Annotated in this window: 31 protein-coding genes and 5 tRNA genes; 25 read left to right on the top strand and 11 right to left on the bottom strand. The window is 33.7% G+C overall.

Going from position 1 to position 22,113, the window contains the following annotated elements; all coding sequences use genetic code 11:
• Nucleotides 1-82: 82 nt before the first annotated feature.
• The 3 genes from HOG88_RS07535 to HOG88_RS07545 form a co-directional block, all read right to left on the bottom strand.
• On the bottom strand, nt 83-469 hold the full coding sequence (locus HOG88_RS07535) for a hypothetical protein (protein WP_295004808.1): 387 nt from the start codon (nt 467-469) through the stop codon (nt 83-85).
• A 76-nt stretch (nt 470-545) separates the two neighbouring features.
• Entirely contained in the window at nt 546-1,472 is a 927-nt protein-coding gene (locus HOG88_RS07540; RefSeq protein WP_295004810.1) for a YafY family protein, read from the bottom strand.
• Nucleotides 1,462-2,490, bottom strand: coding sequence for a hypothetical protein (locus tag HOG88_RS07545; protein WP_295004812.1), 1,029 nt, complete (start codon nt 2,488-2,490; stop codon nt 1,462-1,464). The genes HOG88_RS07540 and HOG88_RS07545 overlap by 11 nt, the downstream gene beginning before the upstream one ends.
• A gap of 100 nt (nt 2,491-2,590) precedes the next feature.
• Here HOG88_RS07545 and HOG88_RS07550 point away from each other — a divergent pair, with 100 nt between their 5' ends.
• From HOG88_RS07550 to HOG88_RS07565, 4 genes are read left to right on the top strand one after another with little or no spacing between them, the layout of a single operon-like run.
• Nucleotides 2,591-3,283, top strand: coding sequence for a translation initiation factor IF-2 N-terminal domain-containing protein (locus HOG88_RS07550; protein ID WP_295004814.1), 693 nt, complete (start codon nt 2,591-2,593; stop codon nt 3,281-3,283).
• Between the two features lies 1 nt (nt 3,284).
• Complete coding sequence (locus HOG88_RS07555) at nt 3,285-3,674, top strand: hypothetical protein (protein ID WP_295004816.1); 390 nt, start codon at nt 3,285-3,287, stop codon at nt 3,672-3,674.
• A gap of 40 nt (nt 3,675-3,714) precedes the next feature.
• On the top strand, nt 3,715-5,094 hold the full coding sequence (ftsZ, locus tag HOG88_RS07560) for a cell division protein FtsZ (protein WP_367234838.1): 1,380 nt from the start codon (nt 3,715-3,717) through the stop codon (nt 5,092-5,094).
• Between the two features lie 21 nt (nt 5,095-5,115).
• Entirely contained in the window at nt 5,116-5,616 is a 501-nt protein-coding gene (locus tag HOG88_RS07565; protein WP_295004818.1) for a DNA translocase FtsK, read from the top strand.
• Nucleotides 5,617-5,793: 177 nt separating this feature from the next.
• On the opposite strand, the gene HOG88_RS07570 is transcribed toward HOG88_RS07565, so the two are convergent.
• Complete coding sequence (locus HOG88_RS07570; RefSeq protein WP_295004820.1) at nt 5,794-5,994, bottom strand: hypothetical protein; 201 nt, start codon at nt 5,992-5,994, stop codon at nt 5,794-5,796.
• Between the two features lie 118 nt (nt 5,995-6,112).
• Between HOG88_RS07570 and HOG88_RS07575 the strand changes: the two genes are divergently transcribed.
• Nucleotides 6,113-6,499 carry a DUF2237 domain-containing protein gene (locus HOG88_RS07575; RefSeq protein ID WP_295004822.1) on the top strand — a complete coding sequence of 129 codons (387 nt, stop codon included), beginning with the start codon at nt 6,113-6,115 and terminating at the stop codon, nt 6,497-6,499.
• Here HOG88_RS07575 and HOG88_RS07580 read toward each other — a convergent pair.
• On the bottom strand, nt 6,486-7,430 hold the full coding sequence (locus HOG88_RS07580; protein WP_295004824.1) for an A/G-specific adenine glycosylase: 945 nt from the start codon (nt 7,428-7,430) through the stop codon (nt 6,486-6,488). The genes HOG88_RS07575 and HOG88_RS07580 overlap by 14 nt on opposite strands.
• A gap of 74 nt (nt 7,431-7,504) precedes the next feature.
• Between HOG88_RS07580 and HOG88_RS07585 the strand changes: the two genes are divergently transcribed.
• The 5 genes from HOG88_RS07585 to HOG88_RS07605 all read left to right on the top strand — a co-directional run bounded on the left by HOG88_RS07585 (nt 7,505) and on the right by HOG88_RS07605 (nt 10,981).
• On the top strand, nt 7,505-8,275 hold the full coding sequence (locus HOG88_RS07585; protein WP_295004826.1) for an RNA methyltransferase: 771 nt from the start codon (nt 7,505-7,507) through the stop codon (nt 8,273-8,275).
• A gap of 78 nt (nt 8,276-8,353) precedes the next feature.
• Nucleotides 8,354-9,709, top strand: coding sequence for an ATP-dependent RNA helicase DbpA (gene dbpA, locus HOG88_RS07590; protein WP_295004828.1), 1,356 nt, complete (start codon nt 8,354-8,356; stop codon nt 9,707-9,709).
• Between the two features lie 52 nt (nt 9,710-9,761).
• The gene (locus HOG88_RS07595; protein WP_295004830.1) at nt 9,762-10,247 is read left to right on the top strand and encodes a glutathione peroxidase; all 486 of its coding nucleotides are present in this window, start codon (nt 9,762-9,764) and stop codon (nt 10,245-10,247) included.
• Nucleotides 10,248-10,249: 2 nt separating this feature from the next.
• Nucleotides 10,250-10,717 carry a GNAT family N-acetyltransferase gene (locus HOG88_RS07600; RefSeq protein ID WP_295004832.1) on the top strand — a complete coding sequence of 156 codons (468 nt, stop codon included), beginning with the start codon at nt 10,250-10,252 and terminating at the stop codon, nt 10,715-10,717.
• Between the two features lie 66 nt (nt 10,718-10,783).
• The gene (locus tag HOG88_RS07605) at nt 10,784-10,981 is read left to right on the top strand and encodes a hypothetical protein (RefSeq protein ID WP_295004834.1); all 198 of its coding nucleotides are present in this window, start codon (nt 10,784-10,786) and stop codon (nt 10,979-10,981) included.
• Between the two features lie 4 nt (nt 10,982-10,985).
• Here the strand turns inward: HOG88_RS07605 and HOG88_RS07610 are convergent, their stop codons facing one another.
• Nucleotides 10,986-11,522, bottom strand: a complete 537-nt coding sequence (locus tag HOG88_RS07610) for an alpha/beta hydrolase (RefSeq protein ID WP_295004836.1) — start codon at nt 11,520-11,522, stop codon at nt 10,986-10,988.
• A complete protein-coding gene (locus HOG88_RS07615) occupies nt 11,523-12,335 on the bottom strand; it encodes a DUF234 domain-containing protein (RefSeq protein ID WP_295004838.1) in 813 nt (270 codons plus the stop codon).
• 173 nt (nt 12,336-12,508) lie between these two features.
• On the opposite strand from HOG88_RS07615, the gene HOG88_RS07620 reads away from it, so the two are divergent.
• The 6 genes from HOG88_RS07620 (at nt 12,509) to msrA (ending at nt 17,199) form a co-directional block, all read left to right on the top strand.
• Nucleotides 12,509-12,766: a hypothetical protein gene (locus tag HOG88_RS07620; protein ID WP_295004840.1), complete on the top strand. Its 258-nt coding sequence runs from the start codon at nt 12,509-12,511 to the stop codon at nt 12,764-12,766.
• Nucleotides 12,767-12,915: 149 nt separating this feature from the next.
• Nucleotides 12,916-13,356 (top strand): DoxX family protein, encoded by a 441-nt coding sequence (locus HOG88_RS07625; RefSeq protein WP_295004842.1) that lies wholly within the window; start codon nt 12,916-12,918, stop codon nt 13,354-13,356.
• Between the two features lie 59 nt (nt 13,357-13,415).
• A complete protein-coding gene (locus HOG88_RS07630; RefSeq protein ID WP_295004844.1) occupies nt 13,416-13,910 on the top strand; it encodes a gluconate 2-dehydrogenase subunit 3 family protein in 495 nt (164 codons plus the stop codon).
• Nucleotides 13,907-15,565, top strand: a complete 1,659-nt coding sequence (locus tag HOG88_RS07635) for a GMC family oxidoreductase (RefSeq protein ID WP_295004846.1) — start codon at nt 13,907-13,909, stop codon at nt 15,563-15,565. The genes HOG88_RS07630 and HOG88_RS07635 overlap by 4 nt, the downstream gene beginning before the upstream one ends.
• Nucleotides 15,562-15,957 carry a hypothetical protein gene (locus tag HOG88_RS07640; protein WP_295004847.1) on the top strand — a complete coding sequence of 132 codons (396 nt, stop codon included), beginning with the start codon at nt 15,562-15,564 and terminating at the stop codon, nt 15,955-15,957. The genes HOG88_RS07635 and HOG88_RS07640 overlap by 4 nt, the downstream gene beginning before the upstream one ends.
• A gap of 54 nt (nt 15,958-16,011) precedes the next feature.
• Complete coding sequence (msrA, locus tag HOG88_RS07645) at nt 16,012-17,199, top strand: peptide-methionine (S)-S-oxide reductase MsrA (protein ID WP_295004848.1); 1,188 nt, start codon at nt 16,012-16,014, stop codon at nt 17,197-17,199.
• Nucleotides 17,200-17,222: 23 nt separating this feature from the next.
• On the opposite strand, the gene HOG88_RS11925 is transcribed toward msrA, so the two are convergent.
• The 3 genes from HOG88_RS11925 to HOG88_RS07655 form a co-directional block, all read right to left on the bottom strand.
• Nucleotides 17,223-17,447 carry a nitrous oxide-stimulated promoter family protein gene (locus HOG88_RS11925; RefSeq protein ID WP_367234880.1) on the bottom strand — a complete coding sequence of 75 codons (225 nt, stop codon included), beginning with the start codon at nt 17,445-17,447 and terminating at the stop codon, nt 17,223-17,225.
• A gap of 63 nt (nt 17,448-17,510) precedes the next feature.
• Nucleotides 17,511-17,783, bottom strand: coding sequence for a hypothetical protein (locus HOG88_RS07650; protein ID WP_295004850.1), 273 nt, complete (start codon nt 17,781-17,783; stop codon nt 17,511-17,513).
• Complete coding sequence (locus HOG88_RS07655) at nt 17,783-19,120, bottom strand: sodium-dependent transporter (RefSeq protein WP_295004852.1); 1,338 nt, start codon at nt 19,118-19,120, stop codon at nt 17,783-17,785. Before HOG88_RS07655 ends, HOG88_RS07650 begins: the two co-directional genes overlap by 1 nt.
• Nucleotides 19,121-19,265: 145 nt before the next feature.
• Here HOG88_RS07655 and HOG88_RS07660 point away from each other — a divergent pair.
• The 9 genes from HOG88_RS07660 (at nt 19,266) to HOG88_RS07700 (ending at nt 21,425) form a co-directional block, all read left to right on the top strand.
• Nucleotides 19,266-19,343, top strand: a tRNA-Pro gene (locus tag HOG88_RS07660).
• 44 nt (nt 19,344-19,387) lie between these two features.
• A tRNA-His gene (locus HOG88_RS07665) sits at nt 19,388-19,464 on the top strand.
• Between the two features lie 48 nt (nt 19,465-19,512).
• Nucleotides 19,513-19,589 (top strand) — tRNA-Arg (locus HOG88_RS07670).
• 17 nt (nt 19,590-19,606) lie between these two features.
• A tRNA-Arg gene (locus HOG88_RS07675) sits at nt 19,607-19,683 on the top strand.
• Between the two features lie 58 nt (nt 19,684-19,741).
• A tRNA-Leu gene (locus tag HOG88_RS07680) sits at nt 19,742-19,826 on the top strand.
• Nucleotides 19,827-20,100: 274 nt separating this feature from the next.
• A complete protein-coding gene (locus HOG88_RS07685) occupies nt 20,101-20,367 on the top strand; it encodes a hypothetical protein (protein ID WP_295004854.1) in 267 nt (88 codons plus the stop codon).
• Nucleotides 20,368-20,622: 255 nt separating this feature from the next.
• Nucleotides 20,623-20,907: a BrnT family toxin gene (locus tag HOG88_RS07690; RefSeq protein ID WP_295004856.1), complete on the top strand. Its 285-nt coding sequence runs from the start codon at nt 20,623-20,625 to the stop codon at nt 20,905-20,907.
• Entirely contained in the window at nt 20,894-21,121 is a 228-nt protein-coding gene (locus HOG88_RS07695) for a BrnA antitoxin family protein (protein WP_275847839.1), read from the top strand. Before HOG88_RS07690 ends, HOG88_RS07695 begins: the two co-directional genes overlap by 14 nt.
• A gap of 85 nt (nt 21,122-21,206) precedes the next feature.
• A complete protein-coding gene (locus HOG88_RS07700) occupies nt 21,207-21,425 on the top strand; it encodes a hypothetical protein (RefSeq protein WP_295004859.1) in 219 nt (72 codons plus the stop codon).
• Between the two features lie 309 nt (nt 21,426-21,734).
• Here the strand turns inward: HOG88_RS07700 and HOG88_RS07705 are convergent, their stop codons facing one another.
• Nucleotides 21,735-22,088: a pseudouridine synthase gene (locus tag HOG88_RS07705; RefSeq protein ID WP_295004861.1), complete on the bottom strand. Its 354-nt coding sequence runs from the start codon at nt 22,086-22,088 to the stop codon at nt 21,735-21,737.
• Between the last annotated feature and the right edge of the window lie 25 nt (nt 22,089-22,113).

Raw genomic sequence — 22,113 nt, forward strand, 5'->3', positions numbered from 1 at the left:
CCTTTCTTAAATTTTTCTTTCTTGACGGTTTTTAGACCAAAGCGTCCGATTCATTTCCGTTATCACTGTCCGAATGAAACTGTCATGGGTGTCCGAACTGAAGTGTCATAGGTGTCCGATTTGCTCCGTTTTTTGCAATTACAGCAGCAAGTTCCATCATGTCATAAGAAGGTAAAATGTTAAAGTGTATCAATATGGATTCTACTTGATTGTTAAGTAGTGTAGTTACTTGATTTATTCCAGTGTTTATATCCTTGGATTTTATTATATTTATATATCCAGATATTGTATTATCAAAGCATAATAGATCGTCATGGCTAAAACAGATGTCACCATCTGCATTATTAATCATATTATTACGCAGTGCATTTATTGCAATATTGATTTCTTGGTTCTCATGCTTGCATATTGAGTCTTTTAAAATTTCTAAAAATTTACTTGTAGAAATTTTATTTTCTTGAGTTGTCATTGTAGTATCTCTCCTCTTGAATTAATAGAAGAAGTGTATAAAATGAATCCGACATCTTTATGTCTGTTTAAAATATTTAAATTTCCTCTAAAAACTTTTGACAATTTTTAACAACAAAGTTCTTCACACTTGTAGGTGAGATGACTTTTATGTGTGGCATCCAATACTGCACTATAGAAGTTATCTCTCTTTGATGAGTAATCATCAAGCTAATGTCACAACTACCATCTTTATACTCACTTATAACTCTTTGTGATTTACTAATAGGTTTGCGTTTGAGTATCTTCGCTGCATGTTTATCTAAAAAAAGTATCACTTCAAAAGCATCGGTAGTTGTATTAAACCAGATATTTATAGCATTATCTAAAGTAGTCTCAATTGTATCATCAAGAATAAACTTTATATTAAGAATCACAGTATCACTTAGGCTTTTCAAATGATATTTTTTAAGTGTATCGTTTCTTGCATCAAGTGCTATGAGATACCAAAATCCTTCAAAATTTGCTACTCGTAAAGGTTTGAGTTTTATTTTTAAATCATAAGTTCCAAAGTCGTAACGACACTCAATCTGTTGATTATTTTTAATCGCATTTTCTAAAGTCGCTATATCATTTATATTGGAGCTTATATCTTCTAAGTTTAGCTTGGCATAGATAGGATTGAAGTCACTGTTTTTTATCTTAGAGAGCATTTTTTTAGCTTTTATGGAAAACTTTGAGCCAAGTCCATCTGTCATTTTATCGAGAATATCAAGAATGATTGTGTCTTCGATAGATTTAGCTTTTTCTATTTTAAAGCCCTGTTGCATTTTCCATCGGCGTTTATCTTGATAAATAGGATAAAGTGTCACTAAACGCTCATTAAAATCTCTTTGAACTGTTCTATCACTTACATTAAACTCTTGGGCTAACTCTTTTACGGAAAGAGCTTCACCTTCATTAAGTCTAGCGATAATGGTGTTAAGTCTGGTTAGTGTTTTATCGTAGTCTTGTTTATATGCCATTTGATTTTTCTATAAATTTTTGTATAAAAATAGCAAAATCATCTGCATATTTTTCAAGTTCTCCATCACACATTTCAAGGTATGCAATTTCTGTTTCTTTTGCTTTAAATCTTGGATTTTTTGTGAGTTTTATATCAGTATCAGATAAAGAAGTAATAATATTTCCACAAATTTCACTGTTCATCTGTTTATCTGTGGAAGTTGAATATTCAATCAATCTAAGTCTATAGCTCTCATTTCCTTTTTTCCCTATTCTTTTAATTTTTATGAAAAATTGTGTTTTCTTTTCTATATTTAAAAAAGTCCACCATGTATCCCATAGTTTCCCATTCTTTGTATACCGAATCAAATTTTCATTTGGTTTCAAAATTATATTTTTGATTGACTTGATTAATTCATATTGAACAAATCCTTCTTTTAAGTCATTACAGTCCCAGTCATGTAAAGTCTTTTTATTTCCTGATTCAGTATACAATTTGTTATAAAATTCTCGTGTTAAATAATCGAAAAAATTATGTAAAATTACATTAGAAGTTTTATTTATATATGGTTTTAAAAAATCATATATCCATTTAGCATCAAGAATCATATATTGAGCTTCATAAGTTAATTTTTGATCTTTTTCAGTAAGGTGACCTGTTTTAAAAAATATTTTTATACTGTGACTTTTAATTTTATCGTTGTACCTTTGAAGCTGATTACTATGTGGTTCTGTCCATGTTTTATCTTCAATAATAAAAGGTATTATGTCTCCATTTTTATCGGTTACCTCAAAATAAACATCTATTTTATGATGTTGTTGTATTATTTTAATTGATGTGATTTCTAAAATAGGTAATTCATTATTTAAGAATAAATCATTATAACCATCATACAGTTGTGTAATAAAGTCAATAGATAATTTCTTGAGTATAGAGTCCTCAGTGTTATCATACCAACTAACCATTAAGCTTATGAAAGCATCTTGGCTTAATTCTGATGTTGCATAATCAAATATATTTTGAGACATTTTTTTCATAATTAATCCATTTTATTAAATTAAAATATTATACCATAGCAAAACCAGACACAAAGCCTTCGACTTTATCCTATACAATTCTAAAAAAAAGGAAGTGCAGATGGATAATATTAAGATACAAGAGATAGCCGATGAGTTAGGTTTACAGAGTAAAGAACTTGTTGAAAAAGTACAACATCTTTATGAAAATGTAAAATCTTCTTCAAGTAGTGTTACAGAACAAGAAGCACAGGAAATATTTGAGATACTTTTATCTGGGACATCGGATAAGACAAAGAAGCCTAAGAACAGTTTGCATGACAACATCAACTTATTCTTCTCACATAAGAAGATAGATATTAAAATGCTTGAACAACTCACAAAAATATATACTAAAGACGATACCGAAGACTTTTTAATTGCAAGTTTTAATTTTAGTGAACACTCCATAGTTAAAATACTTGTTTCAGGACTTATAAATTTAGACATTAAGGAATATATTTCTAAAAATACTAACACTAAAGAGCTAGTTAAACTCATGAAAAACATGCATAAAGTTTTAGATGATGTCGAGTTTGAAGACTCTGGTGATAAAGACCCACTACAAAAATTAAAATACTACATCGAGTCAAATGAACCTGAAATAGTTTATTTAGAAGGTGTGACATTTTCAGAGTATATAAAACACCAAAAGGCATTTGAATTTATAAGAAAACATTCACAAAGTGGTGTAAATTTTGTAATTGGTTTTGTTCAGATTTCTGAAGTTCAAGAGCAAGTGTTATATGATTATTTTAGTACAAAGGTTGCATAAGATGGAAAAGGTTTTAAAGTTTAATTTTTCCTCTGATGATAGTGAAGGGGTAGATTATAAAGTAGCACTCAAGAATTTAGGTGTTTATCATGAATATTATTTAAATGGTGAATACAAAGAAATTAATATTGTCAATATTCCTCAAGATAAGTTTGAAACATATATGAAAATATTTGAACATATTGCAAAGGGTGGTAGGTTAGTCTATAAAGCTGGTAGTATTTTTGGAGCTAAAAATCTTTCACGAAAGTTAGAACTGAACAATAACAGAAAAATTCTTTTTGATTTTAAACATACTATTCATGCTTGTTTTGGGAACACCAGCGATTCAATGCATAAAGAAAAAGAGGTAGCTTTACTTGTTTTAAATGAAAGAAGCAGTTTCTTATAAAATTATAAATTGGGACTAATACTATAAAAAGGAAAAAAACATGTATAAATTGTTATTAGAAGAACATAACTATATTCAGGGAGCTAGAATTATCGTGCTTGGTATTGGTAATAGCGGTTGCAATATGCTAGAACATATGAGTGAAAAAAATATTTTCGGAATAGATACTCTAATGATTTATACTAATGCAGAAGTGCTTTTAGAGAATACTTCTATACCTAAGATACAAATTGGTTCTAAACTTACAAAAGGTCTTGGTGCAGGAATGAAACCAGCTGTTGGTAAAGATTCTGCAATTGAAAATCATGATGAGATTAGAAATGCTTTAGAAGGTGCTGATATAGTCTTTATCTCTACTGGCCTTGGCGGTGGCACAGGAACAGGTGCCGCACCAGTAATTGCTTCAATTGCCAAAGAGATAGGTGCTTTAACAATTTCTATAGTTACTATACCTTTTGGTTTTGAAGGTAAAAAAAGACTCAAAATCGCAGAAGCAGGTCTTGAAGAACTTAAAAAAGAGAGCGATTCTATTGTTGTTATTCCAAATGACAAGATTCTTTCTATCATTGATAGAAAACTTGGAATGAAAGAGAGCTTCAAAATAGTAGATAGTGTACTAGCACAAGCTGTTAGTGGAACATCTGGTGTTATCCTTTCAAATGGAGATAATGATATCAACCTTGACTTCGCCGATTTACAAACTGTAATAAGTCATAAAGGTATGGCACTTATGGGTGTTGGTGAACATGAGGGTGATAATGCCGCTTATGAAGCTATTAAAGCTGCTATTGGGTCTCCATTACTAGACAATATGTCAATCAATGGTGCGATGGGTGTCCTAGTACACTTTACGATGCATCCAGACTTTCCAATTATGGAAATTAATAAAGCGATAAATGTTGTTCATGAGAGTGCTGGTGAAGATGCAGATATTTTTTTTGGAACTTCTACTGATGAAAGTTTTTCTGAAGACTTTGTGAAAATCACTATTGTCGCTACTGGTTTTGAAAAAGAACTAACTTACAATGAGAACTTTATCAGCGAAGTATCACATCCTCCTTTAAAGATTAAATTTCCTCCTAATTATAGAAATAGGAAAAATATAATCGATGTTTATAATATTAAGAATGATACTGATGTAGTTATTGAAGCCCGTATTACAGAAGTGAAAAAAAATATTGATGGAACTTTGTTTTATATTATAAAACTACAAGATAGTACAGGTAGTATTGAATCTTGTATATCTATGAGATACTACACTGATGATATTGAGAAATTTGATTTAAAAGCAAGTAATAATAAGGTTTATATCATAAATCTACATTGTGTAATTTCAAAAAAATATCCACTTCCATTATTGTTTATAAATAATATTAAGAAACTGGATATTCCTGCCTACATGATTGGAACTATGATTTAAAAAAATATGGAGAGTATCACTATGAATAAAAATACAGATTTATATAAACAAGCCAAAGAGATAATTGTATCAAACAACAACTACTCAGTCAGTTTCTTACAAAGAAAACTTCAGGTAAGCTACAACAGAGCAAGTGAATTAATGCAAATGCTTCAAAAATCTGAAGCTAAAAAAATCACAATTATTGGCATTGGTGGAGCTGGTGGGAATGTTGTCTCCTTTATGCACGACAAAGAGATAAAAGGAGTTAACTTAATCTCTATCAATACAGATGCCAAAGGTCTAGTATATGCAAAAGCTCATAAAAGATTACAAATAGGATTAGATCTTACTCAAGGTCTTGGTACAAATATGTGCCTATCTTTAGGTAGAGAAGCTGCGATTGAGAGTTACGAAGAGATAAAAACTACTTTGCAAGGTACTAGTATGGTGTTTTTAATTGCTGGGCTTGGTGGAGGAACTGGAAGTGGTGCCACTCCTGTTGTTGCAAAGTATAATGAACCCCTAAAACAGAACCAGTAAAATCAGTTTTCTTATTTCTAAAAATGATAAAAAGTAGGGATAAAAAGATGAGTGTAAAATAAGTTCCAAAAAGTGTAGGTTTTGGAACTTTCTCTAAGTTTCAAACTAAATTGTTGAACAATGATATTTTTTTAATGACTATCGGCTAATGACACTAAACTCTGAACGGTCTAATCTTTAACCTTCGTGTTTCATCTCTTTCTCTCGAAATGTCTGTGCTATCTCTCGTGTTTGTTGTAGTTTTATCATCAAATCATCAAAGAGTTCAAAAAACATGTCATCAAGATTAAAAGTTCCATCTTCATTGACCATTGTATTTTGCATATTATTTAGAGCTGATTCCATTTGCATTACGGTTATTCCTGGGTTTCCTGCCATTGTTCTTTCCTGTTTAAAGATTAGTAGAGCTTTAAGTCTCTTGATTAGTTACGAGGGAGAAAAGAACTTACTAGATTATAAGCTACAATCACACATAAAATTTACAAGGTGAGTAATTATGCCAAAAAATCAATTAATATTTGAAGAACTAAATGTTTTAGGAGAGTATCTTGAACCATGTAGTCTCGATCCACTTACAGGTTTTCATAGAACTGGAACTTGTCAAGTAACACCAGATAACAAAGGGCTTCATGCTGTTTGTATTTATGCAACAGAAGAGTTTTTAGCATATTCTAAAAGTGCAGGAAATGATCTTTCAACACCTCTCCCTCAGTATAACTTCCCCGGAGTTAAGCCAGGACAGAGCTGGTGTCTTTCAGGTGGACATTTCGCAGCGGCTGTTAAAAATGGGAATGCTCCTCAAATTTTTATTCATGCAACACACCAAGCTATTTTACAGCTTGTAGATTTAGAAACACTCAAAAGTCTTGCTATAGATCTTTAAAAAACTTCTCTGCTTTTTTTGTCAAAGAAGAAATAGGCGAGAGAGCAAGTTTCTCTACATCTATCCAAATGACTTCCTCGTTCACTTCCTCAACCCTATAAAGATTTACCTTTAGTCTATACTTGGTATAGGCATGTTTAAAGCTACCAATCAAATCTTCTTCTATTGGTTCAACACTTGGAAGTACGTACATATCTTTATACATTTTTTTGGTTGATACTTGTAAAGCAATTTTCCCATTTTTAATGTAAACGCCATAAAATAGTTCTAAAAACTCATACTCTTTTTTCTTTGTTTGTGTATAGAGTTCAGGGCTACTCTTTCCTAGACATTTTTTCTCAAGTGGACACTCTTGGCAGAGTGGATTTTTTGGTAAACAAACAAGTGAACCTAAATCCATGAGTGCTAGATTATGATGTCTTGACTCATTGTTATTTACAAACTCTTTAGCATGTGACCAAAGAGTCACTTCTTTAGGTTCAAGTAGAGAAAAGAATCGTTTTATAACTCTTGCTATATTTGTATCTACCACAGGAATGTTTTGCTCATGCCCAAAACTACAGATAGCACTTGCAGTATATCTACCTATTCCTGGTAGTTTCATGAGTTCTTCTTGCGTTTTAGGGAGAGATTCTGGACAAGCAATAGCTGTTTTATGTAGATTCCTAGCCCTTGAGTAATAGCCCAAACCACTCCATGCAGATAAAACATCTTCTTGTGGGGCAGAGGCAAGAGACATAAGAGTAGGATACTTCTCTAAAAACTGAGGATAGTACTCTTCTAAAACGCGACTGACCTGCGTTTGTTGTAGCATAATCTCGCTGAGGTAGATATGGTACATATTGTCTGTATTTCTCCATGGAAGGTCATGTCTACCATGATTTACATACCATTCTTGAAGTTTATTTTGAGAGAGTTTGAAATTATTCATATATGTGATTCACTCTTCCTAAAAATAAATATGCTATAGTCTAGGAAAATATTATAGTACAAGAGTATAAATCGATGAATAAGATAGATGACATAACAATACCTGAGCTTGAGATATATAGTACATTAAGAGAGTCTGCGTTTAGAGAAGATAGAAGTTTTATAGCAGATTCACCCAAGGTTGTGAACCTTCTTTTAGAGAGTGACCTAGAGATTAAGAGTATGCTTGCAACACAGGAGTACTATGATGAGTTCTCTACTCTTGTAAATACTAAAGAAATTCCTCTAAAATACCTCACAACTAAAGAAGAGATGAAAAAAATAGTCGGACATAAGATACATCACAACTGTATGATGCACGGTATTCGTCCAGATGATGTTAGTCTCGAGTCCTTAGATGATGCGATACTCCTTCTTGATGGTATAACTTCTGCTGAAAATGTAGGTTCAATTGTACGCAGTTGTTCAGGGCTTGGGGTAACCTCTTTAGTTATTGCCGCGCAAACGCCACACCCATTTAACCGACGTGCTCTTCGCGTCTCTATGGGACACTCAAAGATGATGAAAACACATATACATGAAGATATAAAAGAGAGTATTAAGCATTTGCAAAAGAGTGGTTACCGCGTTTATGCAGCAGAAATAAGTGAAAATTCAGTAGCTCTAAGTAATGTGGAAGTAGCAAAAAAATGGGTACTTATAATGGGACATGAGGGAAGAGGAATAGCACCAGATATTTTAGAACTTTGTGATGAGGTTGTAAGTATAGAGATGCAAGAGGGTGTTAACAGTTTTAATGTTTCAGTTGCAGCCTCTATAATTATGTATAAGTTTCAAAATTCCTAAATTTAGTTACTAAAATAAACAAAACCCTTGTAGATGGATTATGCTAAGTAATGGTATAATCATAAAAAAGATAAACATATGAACTTCTCAGAGCTCCCTCTAGAACCAGCAATGGTGGAAACCCTCGATGCATTAGGCTACAAGCAAACAACACTTATTCAAGAAGAGGCACTTCCTCTTATACTTGATGGTAAAGATGTCATTGCTGAGGCAAAGACAGGAAGTGGGAAAACTGCTGCGTTTGGTATAGGACTCCTCAGTAAACTCGATGTAAAAAAGTTTCGTGTTCAGTCTCTTGTTATGTGTCCAACACGTGAACTTGCTGACCAAGTGGCAAAAGAACTTCGTCGAATAGGACGCTTCAAACATAACATCAAAATTCTTATGCTAACAGGTGGGGAGTCTTTTGGAAAACAGCTTGGATCGCTTGCGCATCAGGCACATATCATCGTTGGTACTCCTGGTCGTATTTTAAAACACTTAAACAAAGAGAGTTTAGACCTTTCAAACTTAGATATGCTAGTTCTTGATGAAGCCGACAGAATGCTAGATATGGGTTTTATAGAAGAGATAGACAATGTCCTCGCGTTTATTCCAGAGAAACGCCAGACATTACTTTTTTCGGCAACATACGATAATGCAATCCGGACTATTAGTAAGAGAATTCAAACAGATGCCGTGAGTGTAAAAACAACAAGTACTGAGCTTCCAAACCAAATAAAAGAACAGTTCTATGCAACACAAAACAAAGAAGAAACTCTTATAAAGATACTCTCAGAGTTTAAACCAGATAACGTCATTGTTTTTACTAACACTAAAATAGAATCAAAAGAGTTAGCTGAGAGTTTACAATCAAAAAAGATTGATGCACTGGCTATTCATGGGGATTTAGAACAGTATGAAAGAAATGATGTTTTAGTTCAGTTTGCTAACAAATCAACACCTATTTTAGTGGCAACAGATGTTGCGGCACGTGGACTTGACATAAAAGAGTTGAGTATGGTTGTTAACTATGACATTCCTCATGGTAATGAAACATATACTCATAGAATCGGACGAACAGGTAGAGCAGGAGCAGACGGTATAGCCATTACTTTATACGGTTCTTTTGAGAGTGATAAGGCTGATGAGTATCAAAACGGCTCAAGAGAATTTTTAGATGAGAGTTGTCTTAAGGGCAGTACCAACTTTGAGTTAAAACCACAGTTTGTTACCCTTGTTATTGAAGGGGGAAAAAAAGATAAACTTCGAGCGGGAGACTTGCTTGGTGCTTTAACTGGAGACGCTGGACTTGATGGTAGTAGCATCGGAAAGATAGATATTTATGATAGACAGGCTTATGTTGCCATAGAAACAAGATTCATTGAAAAAGCACAAAAAAGCTTGCATGATGGAAAGATAAAAGGGAAAAAGTTTAGTGCTTGGATTTTATAGATTATTATTTATATTTAGCATGACTTTGTTGTTAAACGCAGGGGAGAATAAGATGAGTATTTATGATTTTAATGTTTTAGACATTGATGGAAAGAATGTTTCAATGTCCAAGTATAAGGGCAAGGTTTTACTGATAGTAAATGTGGCAAGTGAATGTGGTTTTACTCCTCAGTACAAGGGCCTTGAAGAACTTTATAGCACACATAAAGATGAGGGTTTTGTAGTACTTGGTTTTCCATCAAATCAGTTTAGAGAACAAGAGAGTGCTTCAAATGAGAAAATAAAGTTCTTTTGTCAAGGTACTTACGATGTTCATTTCGATATGTTTTCTAAAATAGATGTTAATGGAGAAAATGCAAATCCTCTGTATAATTATCTCAAACAAGAACAATCTGGATTTTTTGGAACAGAATCTATTAAGTGGAACTTTACAAAGTTTCTAGTAGATAGAGAGGGTAATGTTGTTGATAGGTATGCACCAATTACAAAACCTAAAAGTATAGAGAGTGACATACAAAAATATTTGGATAAGGAATAATTTTGAATATAGAACTTTATTTTTTACGTTCAAGTGAAGAAAAAATAGTGAAGGATATGCTGCCTTTGGCTCATGGAAAAGAGTGTAGCGAGTTTAAAGAGTATACAGAGAATTTTGGTTTGACACACAAAGACTTAGGCCTCTATGCCCTGGTGGATAACAAAATCGCAGGAGCTATTTGGTCAAGAGAGATTGATTCAAGCTCTGAACCAACACTCAGCATAGCAGTACTTCCCGAACTTCGCTCTCTTGGTATAGGCTCACATATGATGCAGCAGTTTTTACTAGAGGCAGGTGCAAAATATAGTGCTTTGAGTACTAAAGTTCCAGAGGATGTAAACGCAGTCAAATTTTATGAGAAGTTTGGATTTAACAAAGATGATGTAACAGATAAGATGTTTAAGAGTCTAGAAGTACAAGAAGTAGTCCGTCCCACCGATGGTTATAACCCTAAAAAGTGGATGGATTAAAACACCAAATTTGATAAGATATTCTTTTTGTGCTATAATTATTGTATACACAATGAGGAGGATATTATGAATGTCACTCAATATACCTTTCAATCGCCTTCTTCTTCGCAAGTACAAGTTGGAAGATTAGATCTTAGTTCAGTGGAAAAAGAGAAGCCACAAGAGACAAAAAAAGATGCAGAACCAGTTGTTACAACAGCAGCTCCACAACCAATAGAAGAGTACTTACCAACAGGAACAAATCTTTTAGATGTATATGCCTAAGGGTTTACCCTTTTTGAACCTCTTCTAAAATCCACATCCATTTTCCAAAACCACTATCACTATTTATATGTCCTGCATTATGTAGTATTTTCATTTCTATTTTTAGCTCTTTTTGGAGCCTTTGAGCTTCAGATATTTTGATATAGGGATCATTTGTTGAACTTACAAGACATGCTTTTTTTGCATATAAGTTTGTTGGTGTTTTTACAGGAAAAAATTCTTTGAGTTCTTCGACATTACACTTCATACTTGGAGGGGCGACAAGGTAGAGTTTTTCTATTTGAGAGAGAGTTCCTTTGTTACAGAGGTGAAACCAGAGTGTGTTTGCTAAAGAGTGGCAAATAACGATGTCAGGTTGAAAATCTTTGAGTTCTTCTTGGAGTTCTTGCATCCAAACATCAAGTTTTGGATTTTCTATATCACTGAATTTTAAAAAGCTTACTTTTCCATAATCTAAGGCTAACTCGGATGCTAGCCAGGCTTGCCAGTGTGGTGTTTGGCTACCACCCCATCCATGGATAAGGAGTACTTTTTTAGACATTTACTCTACAAGCTTTTTAAAATTTTTGAGGCTTATAAGTCTAATGTTTTCACTCTTAAGTACTTTGAGCTCATTAGAAAATCCATTTTTTGAGACGATAACAAAAATATCAGCATCCATATTAGCCTTTTCGTTGATTTCTTGTAAGCGAGTGAGTTCACTTTTTTTGACCTTCGCGTTTGTGTATTTACATGTACCGATAATAGTCTTACCGGAGATAGTTTTAGAAAATATATCTAACTCTACTTCTTTATCCCAGTATGTACCTATGCTGTTAAGTTCATCATCTTTAAAGTTAAGTTTTAAAAGCTCATGAGCCAGTTCGACAAATGTCAGCTGAAAATATTCAGCTTTCCTGTTAGCAAATCTTTCTTTTACTTCTTTGTAATCTCCATCGCGAATACCTTTAAATATTGGCGATATAAATGCAAACCAAAAACGTAAGAATGGAGAGGTAAAGTAAAGTTTATTTGAGACGGTTTCATTATCACCCCATGTAGTAAAAATAGCCTTTGATTTGTCTAGCCTGATAACACCCGTTTCACATAGCTCTTCGACTGCAGTATCACCAACTTCTTTAGAAACATTTGCACGTTTATATGCCGTGTGTGTTTGTCCATCGCCAAGAGCTATTGCACTCAGGAGTGAGTGGTGAAGTGGCATACCTGTAGTAAGGTCAGTTACATCATTACGAATGTACCTAAAATCAGGAAGTATGAACTCTTCTATAAGCTCCATAGAGTCTTTTGAGGTGTCGAACTTACTCCAACCTACACCACCAAAAATAGAAAACTTCTCTATCGCATCTTCCATATCTTTTGGTTGGTGTTCTTTGTAAAATGATCTGAATTGCTCAAGAAGAGTCTCTTTGCTTAGTATGATGTTAGAGCCTTTGTTAATAGTATATGTAAGTATACATTAATTACTACACAAAGGCTACACACAAATAATGTATAATGCTTGAAATTAAAACTAAAAGGAAGAAAATGAAAAAGTTAAATCTATGGGCATTATTACTTGGAGCAGCGTTATTTATAGGGTTTGGTGCTACTTCACTAAGTGCAGCTTCAAAATGTGGTGCTGGTAAGTGTGGTGATGCAAAAGTCAAGCCTGCTTGTAACTGTGATGAAAAATGTAAAAATGCAGACAAGTGTGACAAGGGTAAAAAGTGTACAACTAAGGGTTGTTCACATGATGCTAAATCTATGAAGTGTGGTTCTGGTAAATGTGGTGATGCAAAGTAGAGTGAATTTATATCTTTTATAACAGAGATAATCTCTGTTATAAACCCCTTCTATACAGAAGTGTCTTCTTCAAACGAGTTCCCATTAATCTTACTACACAAAAACTACACAGATAAGCGATAAACTTCTAGGATAAAAAGGAGTCTAGTATGAAATGCAATGACCTATATTCTGAGTTTACAAAACTGAGTACCTATTTAAAACCATTTAGTCTTTTAGTGGCTAGATTAACTATAGCATACGGATTTTACGAACCTGCTAAAAACAAGTGGGCAGATATGGATAGTATAATAGGATGGTTTAGTTCTATGGGGATACCGTTCCCAACAATTAATGCATATATGGCTGCTAGCACAGAAGCCCTTGGTGTACTTTTAGTTACACTAGGACTTTTTACTCGTGCTATTTCTATACCACTTATAATTGTTATGATTGTTGCTATAACAACTGTTCACATACCAAATGGTTTTTCAGCTGGCGATAATGGTTTTGAGATTCCATTTTACTACATGCTATTTTTACTGGTTTTTTTATCTCAGGGTGCTGGAAAGTTCTCGCTTGATAGATTGATTTTTGGCGATAAAAATTAAGATGTCTCAACAAAATCGGAGTATAATAGTAGTAAATAAAGAGAAAAAATGGAAATTCTTTGATATCTTTGAATAAACGCAGGACTTTTTTAAAAGTCGGATTCTTTTCATCGGCTATTGTCTTTACAAATGGCTGCGATATTCTTGGTGTAGAAAAATTGAGTGACACAATAAAAGTAGTCCAAAATGACCTATTCCCTAAAGCAAAAGAACTTCACATAAACATCTCAAAATACATGAATATAATTTTCCAACATAGCAGAGTAGACGAAACTGATAAAGAATTTATAAAAAATGGAATTAAATGGCTCAATGAAGAAGCAGTAAAGATGTTCGAAGTTCCTTATACAAAATTATCAAAGAGTAAACGCCAAGAAGTTTTAGAAGGCATTGCTAAGTATAGATGGGGCGAGAATTGGATAGATAATATGATGAGATATATTTTTGAAGCAATGCTAGGAGATCCTCTTTACAGTGGAAACAATGAAGAAGCAGGATGGAAGTGGCTTGGCTTTAAAGGCGGAAATCCTCGTCCAAAAGAGTTATACCTATGAAGTATGATATTTGTATAGTAGGAAGTGGAGCAGGTGGCTCTCCCATAGCTTATGAGCTTTCAAATGCAGGATATAGTGTGGTTGTTTTAGAAAAAGGTAAAAACTATACAGAGAAAGAATTTTCTAAAGATGAGTTAGGTGTTTCTCGTCGAGATATGTTCACTCCTCCGCTTAAAGAACAAAAGCATATTATAAATGAGTACTCTCAAAGTGGAGAGTTTACTCGTTATGATGGGGCCGAGTCTGGTTGGAACTTTTGGAATGGCTCTATGGTTGGCGGTTCATCAAACTTGATGAGTGGTTATTTTCATAGAATGAAACCACGAGACTTTAAACTTCGTTCTTCTTATGGAAAGATTCGAGGGGCAAATGTTGTGGACTGGGCTATTAATTATGAAGAATTAGAACCTTACTATGAAAAGGTAGAGAGAGTAGTTGGAGTGAGTGGAAGTGCAGTGAAACATAAGTTCGAAGAGCCGCGTTCAACTAAGAGCTTTCCTTATCCAGCACTCCAAACAAACGGTGTGACAAAATGGTTCGATAAAGCTTGTCTGGAGTTAGGATTTGTAAGTATACCAACACCTCGTGCTGTTCTCTCTCAAAGTGCTAACAAACGCGATGCCTGTTACTACTCTAACTTCTGTGGAAGTTATGGATGTGCAAGTGGAGCTAAGGGAAGTGCAAGAGCTGCACTCTTGCAACAATGCAGTGCAGAAGTCATAACTGATGCTTTTGTGTATAAACTTGATAGTAAGGATAGCAAAGTTACCGGTGCTCATTATTATGATGAAAACCTTCGTTCGCATACTATAAGCGCGAGTATCTTTGTTTTAAGTGCCCAAGCTATAGAGTCTTCGCGTTTACTTCTAAACTCTAAAAACAAAGAGTTTCCAAATGGCTTGGCTAACTCGAGTGGTGAAGTTGGCAAGAACCTTATCTTCTCAGCAGGTGGAAGTGGAAGTGGTCGTTTTGTGTTTGACAAACTAACGCAAACGCAGCAAACAGAGCTTATGCAAACAGGACTATTTTTTAACAGAAGTTTACAAGATTGGTATGATTATGATGATGGCTGTCGTAAGTACAAAGGTGGAACAATTGACTTTCTTTTTGAACATCAAAACATCATTAGCCGTGTAAATAAAGAACTCTATGATGAAGATGGCAACATCATGTGGGGAGATAAACTCGCAAAAAAGATAGAAAAGAGTTTAAAAACTTCTCGCGTTTTGACCTTTGAAGTTTTTAATGACTGGTTGCCAACTGATAACTGTAATGTTAGTGTTGATGACAAGCAAACAGATAAATATGGAGTTCCCGTTGGTGTGATAAATTTATCTTCTCATCCTCATGACCTAGAAGTTGGTGAATACTTAGCGAAAAAGGCAGTAGAAGTTTTAGAAGAGATGGGAGCAGTAGAAATAGACTACTCTATTTCAGCCTCACCTCCGCCAAACCTAGTTGCAGGAGGATGTCGTTTTGGAAATGATGCAACAAATTCTGTCTTAGACAAAAATTGTAAAGCACATGACTTAGATAACCTCTATGTAAGTGACGCTTCTTTTATGCCAACAGGCGGGAGTGTTCCATATACATGGACTATTTATGCTAACTCATTTCGAGTGGCGGATATTATCAAGGGCAGATTGTCGAAATGATTGAAGATGCACTCTTAAACTATTTACTCCTCTATATCGTACTTGAAATATATGAGGTGCAATGGCAAAAAGCTAATACTATGATCGGGATGCTTGCCCGTATGTATGAGCAGTATCGTAAAAATATTTTTGTTTTTTTACTCATGCAGCCTACCTTTTATTTTAGTATTATGTTCGCAATTATTAGTAACTACAATGAATATGCTCTTGTGCTTGTAGGCATAAAAACCATTGATATCGTAACCAAGATGACTCTCATTAGAAAAGTTTTTATAGAAAAGAATCTCTCTGCTGAGATGACTCTAGCACTACTTTCACCTTTAAATAAGTTTATGCCTTATGTTGGACTTTTGGTCTATGCACCTCTTATATATTTAGTGTTTAACTCGTGAGTATCACTTTTTTGTAATGTCAATAATCATAACTGTAAAATTAAGGAGTAAGAAATGATAGTAGAGATTGTATTTGCCGCTGGATGTTTTTGGGGTGTAGAGAAACACTTCGATAATTTCGAGGGTGTTATAGAAGCTGAGTCAGGATATGTAGGCGGAAACTATTCTAATCCTACTTATGATGATGTTTTAAAGTATAGAAGACTTAAGCATGACTCAAAAATTATTAACTATACAGAAGGTGTACGAGTTACTTTTGACAATACTAAAGTAGACGCCGAAGTACTTATAAAATCTTTCTGGGAACTGCATGATCCAACACAGTTGAACCAACAAGGTAATGATGTTGGCAATAACTATAGAAGTGCGATTTACTATACTAATGAGAAACAAGAACGGGTGGCTAAAAGTACAAAAAATGAATATCAAAAACTTCTTTCATTAAATAACTATGCAAAGATAGTCACTGAGTTAAAACCACTGAGTGTATTTTATAATGCAGAGACCTATCACCAGGATTATTTAGCAAAAAACCCTCATGGATACTGTCCAAATCATAGTACGGGAGTAAAGTTTACAGAGGCAAGTATAAAAGATGATAAAACACTTCCTTTAGGTGGTAAAGAGATAATTGTCATAGACTCAGAGACATACTGTCCTTACTGTAAAAAGTTTGAGATGGATGTCAGCTCACTTTATAAAGGTAGTGTACCTTTAAGAGTAGTCTATGAGAGTTCTTTAAAGGGTTTTACTATTAAAACTAAAATCTTTGCGACACCTACAATACTTTTTATAGTAGATGGCAAAGAGGTCTCATCACATGTTGGACTTATGAATTCAGCTGAATTTTACAAGGCTTTGGGTGATTTTAAACTTGGACGTAAGTCTGAGAGTTATGCTGTGGCATTTAATGAGGGAACAGATAAAAAGTACTGTAAGCAGTATGACATCTTTAAAGACACTCCAGATGGTGTATTTATCGATAAACTAAGTGGAGAGGTACTCTTTGATACAAGAGAACGTTTTAACTCCGGAACAGGTTGGTTGAGCTTTTATAAGGCAGCAGATAATTCTGTCATAGAAAAAGAAGACAATAGGTATGGAATGAAGAGAGTAGAACTTATAGCCAAAAAGAGTGGTATTCATTTAGGGCATGTTTTTCCTCGTCCAGATGGAAGAAGAAGGTTTTGCATAAATGCGATAGTTCTAGAGTTTGTTCCTCGAGTTGAGACTAAGAAGTAGACTTATTTACTCTTCTTTTGGACTTACTGAAAAAAGATTTTCTTTTTGAGTTGAATCAGTCCGAGTCTCATTCCTGAGTACTTCATAACTGCTGCCATTTTTTTCCACTCAATATTTGAGTAGCATTTATCTTTACACTCTCGACATTTTGGTTTTGGATCAAGCTTACAGTTACTTAGTTTATGGTGTACATAGTTAAAAAGTTCTTCACACTCAGGACATAAGTTTAGCTCTGCATCGTCTTTGATTTACACTACTCTAAGATTCTTAATGTATATATTTCTTGTCAAATAAGACCTTTACTTGTTATGTTATTCGAATTTATCAGATAAATGAGACATTAATAGTAATTGACCCATTCCTTCAAAGAACTTATTTACACCTATATCTTCGACAGTAAGAGCTTTTTTAAGAGCCGATAAAAAGACTAGTTGAGACTCATCTGAGGCTTGCATATATGTATCTATAATATGCTCAAATGTGAAGGTATGGACTTTCCCATTTACATCATACTCTATCTGTGAAGCAGTATCAATACTTTCTTCTAGAAGTAGTTTTTTACATTCATCAGATATCTTGTTCATTATATAATACCTACTAAAGATAGCATGACGATAAACATTGCTATTGGTGTGAGGTAACGCAGTGAAAAATACCAAGGAGCAAAAGCCCACTTGAGTTGAGGTTTGAGAATCGACTCTACTTGAGACTTTGGAATGATAAAACCAACAAAAATAGCCATTACAAGGCCACCTAAAGGAAGCATAATAGCAGCAGTCACATAATCTACCCAATCAAAGAAGTTTTTACCTCCCCATGCAAGAGATTCTTTAAATCCGTCGATATTAGAGAGTATAGCAACTATACCAAATAGCCAGAAGAACATTCCCATAGAGATAGAAGCTTTTAGTCTACTCCATCTAAATCTATCTATAAAGTACTGAACCATTGGTTCAACAAGGGAAACAGAAGAAGTGAGTCCCGCAAATGCGAGGGCTATAAAGAAGATGATGGAAAAGAAGTTACCGAGAACACCCATTTCATAAAAAACGGCAGGCAATGAGATGAAAACTAAACCAGGACCTTTTGAAGGGATTGAACCATACTCATAAAGAAAAGTAAAAAGCATTAAACCTGCAATAATAGCGATACTTGTATCTAATAGTACAACCCAAAAAGCATTTTTAAGAATGTTTGAGTTTTTTTCCAAAGAAGCAGAGTAGGTCATAATAGCACCCATTCCAAGACTCAGTGTGAAAAAAGCATGTCCGACTGCTACCACAAAAGCACCAGAATCTATTTTTGACCAATCAGGATAAAACATAAACTCAAAGGCTTGTGAAAATGCACCAAGTGTAGTTGCATAAGAGAACATACCTAAGAGTATTATCATCAGAGCAGGCATAAGGAACATATTCATTTTCTCTATACCACCCTTTAGTCCCTTGTTAAGAACATAAGTTATCCAAAAAAATGCGAGAGTATGATAGAGAAGTTGTGTTAAAAATTCTGTATGAAGCATATTTGAGAAAATACTTTCAGCTTCTTCAACTGTAGAAGGAAGAGATGTTATAGAAGTAACTATATAATTAAATATCCATCCAATAACAACAGAATAAAATATCATGATAAACAGACCAGCAAGTCCTTGAAAACCACCAAATTTCCAAATATTTTTGTTTTTTGGTGCAAGAACTTCAAATGAAGATACAGTATCAAGTCTACCCATATAACCTATAAGTATCTCTGCTATCATAATTGAAAAACCAATTAGCAAGACTGTTAGTAAATAGATTATGACAAATGCTCCACCACCATTTTCACCAGTAATGTATGGAAACTTCCATATATTACCGAGGCCAACAGCACTTCCTGCTGCAGCTAAGATAAAGCCTAGTTTCGTAAATCTTTCTATTTTCATGTATGAATCCCTATATTTATTAATATGATTATACTTAAAAATCGAAGTAAATAAAAGAATTGATGAAATACTATTGACTTTTTTTGTTATATTAACTATAATTCCGGCTCATTAATCAGCGCTAGCTTGGTTTTTGAATATAGGTCGGGGTGTAGCTCAGTATGGTTAGAGTACCTGGTTTGGGACCAGGGGGCCGAAGGTTCGAGTCCTTTCACCCCGACCACCTTTTTAAAAAATACAAGTTTTACATTTTATACTTAATATATGGTGGGATTAGCTCAGTTGGTTAGAGCACTGGTTTGTGGTACCGGGGGTCGCGGGTTCGAATCCCGTATCCTACCCCATAATAATAAAATATAAAACTTAAATCAAAAAAATATAAAATAATAGTAGCGTTCGTGGCTCAACTGGATAGAGTTTCGGATTTCGGCTCCGAGGGTTATAGGTTCGAATCCTATCGGGCGTACCACCTTTTATATAATATATGCCTCCTTAGCTCAGCTGGATAGAGCAACGCCCTTCTAAGGCGTAGGCCACACGTTCGAATCGTGTAGGGGGTACCATCGTTTAAACTAAGATAAAGAATTTTAAACTATAATTCTACTCTTATTACAATCACATGCGGATGTGGTGAAATTGGTATACACGCCAGACTTAGGATCTGGTGCCGCAAGGCGTGGAGGTTCAAGTCCTCTCATCCGCACCATCAACTTCTTTAATCTATCAAAACAACTACTACAACGAACTTTTAGAGACTTTAAGAAAACTTCAGATTTATTTTTCTAACCTTAGTTTGTATAACTTTACAATACACTCATACCAAGAATAACAATATTAACTTCTTTTTTTTGCTATAATATTTTAAATTTAAAATATTAAGTAAATATATGCACTTAAGAAAAGAAATAGAAAAGTTAATCTATTGGTATGTCCCAGCATACATCATATCAATAACCCTTGGTTGGTTTCTTGTAGAATATATGAAAGCTACAGAAGAATCTGCACGGATAATTGCCTATGTTATTTTTCCTCTTGGTTTTTTTATAAGTTATTTACATAATATTGTAATAGCAATATGGCTTTACAATATATCTAAACAAAGTAATCAAAAGTATAAACTTTGGGCATTATTTGGCTTGGTTGCACATTTGTATGCTCTTGTCATTTTTATTATAATAAACTTTATAGAAGGTAAGCTTGATTTTGACAAAGAGAATACACTCGAAAAAACAATTAATAATCAGTAAATTTAAAATATCATCACTACTATAACAAAAGGTATACCGCATCTTGAATTTAATACGAATGAACACAGACAAAGTAATAGATGATAAGTTTATTAAATTTGACGAGTACTTTAAAACATATAGCAAGAACTAGGAGATAAATAAGTAGCCTAAAGGCGATTTATTTATCAAGACAATCGTTATACTCTCACAAAAAATATTGACACCGTAAATACAAAATGCTATAATTTAAAATACAAAGAAAAGGTTTGCTTTATGAAATTTGAGTGGAGCGATGAAAAGAATGAATTAAATATCAAAAAACATCAAGTTAGTTTTGAAGAAGCCAAAGAAATTTTTTTGGATCCAATGCAAATTTCAAAACTTGACCATCGATTTGATTACTTTGAAGAACGATGGATTACATTAGGTACAACAACACAAGAAAAAATATTAGTTGTTGCAAATATGTTTTTTGATGAAGATGGCCAAGAAATAATTAGAATTATTAGTGCAAGACGAGCAAACCAAAAAGAAAGGATTTTTTATGAGCAACATTAAAGAAAGAGAAAAGTTTGATGACTATGAAATGCTAGATGAATATGACTTCAGTGATGGTGTTCGTGGTAGATTTTATGAACCAAAAAAGATACCTGTATCATTAAGATTAGATAATGACATTGTTCTGTTTTTTAAAAAATTAGCAAGTGAACAGAAAGTACCTTATCAGACACTTATTAATGCATTACTTAGAAAAAAGCTACAAGAAGTATAACAAGTTCGAGGAGACTAATAATTTACCCTAGCGAGAAAATTATCGCTCACGATAGCCGTTAGACTACAAAAAAATAAAGAGTATGATGAATAATATAGATGCAGGAACATATGAAGAGTTAGCAAAAATTATTGATAATAAAACTGGAAACTTACAAAATATACATCTTGAATTAGAAAATTTGAATCTACAATTCGATTTACAATTAGAATGGATTGACTCTCTATTAAGAGACAAGGCTATAGAAGAAAACAATAATACTCTATCATCAATAGAGGATATGATTTTTGACTTAATTAAATAACTCCCAAGGTTTAGCCCATTCTAGTAAAGTTTTTTGTGCTTCATCAGATAAAAATCTCTCCCCATCACAAGGTGGACAAACAAAAGAAAATTCTTCACCATTTAGTGTAAACCCTAAAGCATAAGCATGAAGGTATCCGCGGTCTTCTTTTTTTGCTTCATCAGCATTTGCATATCTAACATCACCTGCTATTGGGGATCCTATGCTCTTTAATGCTACTCTAATTTGGTGAGTTTTTCCTGTATGTGGTTTTACTAAAAATATACGCTCACCCGCTCTACATGTAGAGCTATGAAACTGTGTTATTGCTTAGTTTTCTTTTGTTTTTAGAAGCTTGTAAGTTCCACGGCGAGAGGCTCCCATATCAGCTTTTACCCAGCCTTGTTTTTTCTTTGGTTTTCTTAGACTCAAAGCTAAGTAAAACTTTTGTATCTCTTTGTTTAGGAACATTTTCGCAAATCTATTCGCAACTTCACTTGTTTTTGCCAAGATAATTAAACCAGAAGTCATTTTATCTAGTCTGTGAACACTATATAACTGCTCTACATGTAACTGCTTTGTAGCTAAAACTACAAAACCAGCTTCACCATCTTCACTATGGAAGTTGAGATTTTGTGGTTTGTTAAATATAACGAAATCATGATTTTCAAAGATTATTTGCATAGATTAATTATAGCAAATTAGTTTT

The sequence above is a fragment of the Sulfurimonas sp. genome (genome assembly GCF_018698455.1).
Taxonomy (GTDB): Bacteria; Campylobacterota; Campylobacteria; order Campylobacterales; family Sulfurimonadaceae; genus Sulfurimonas.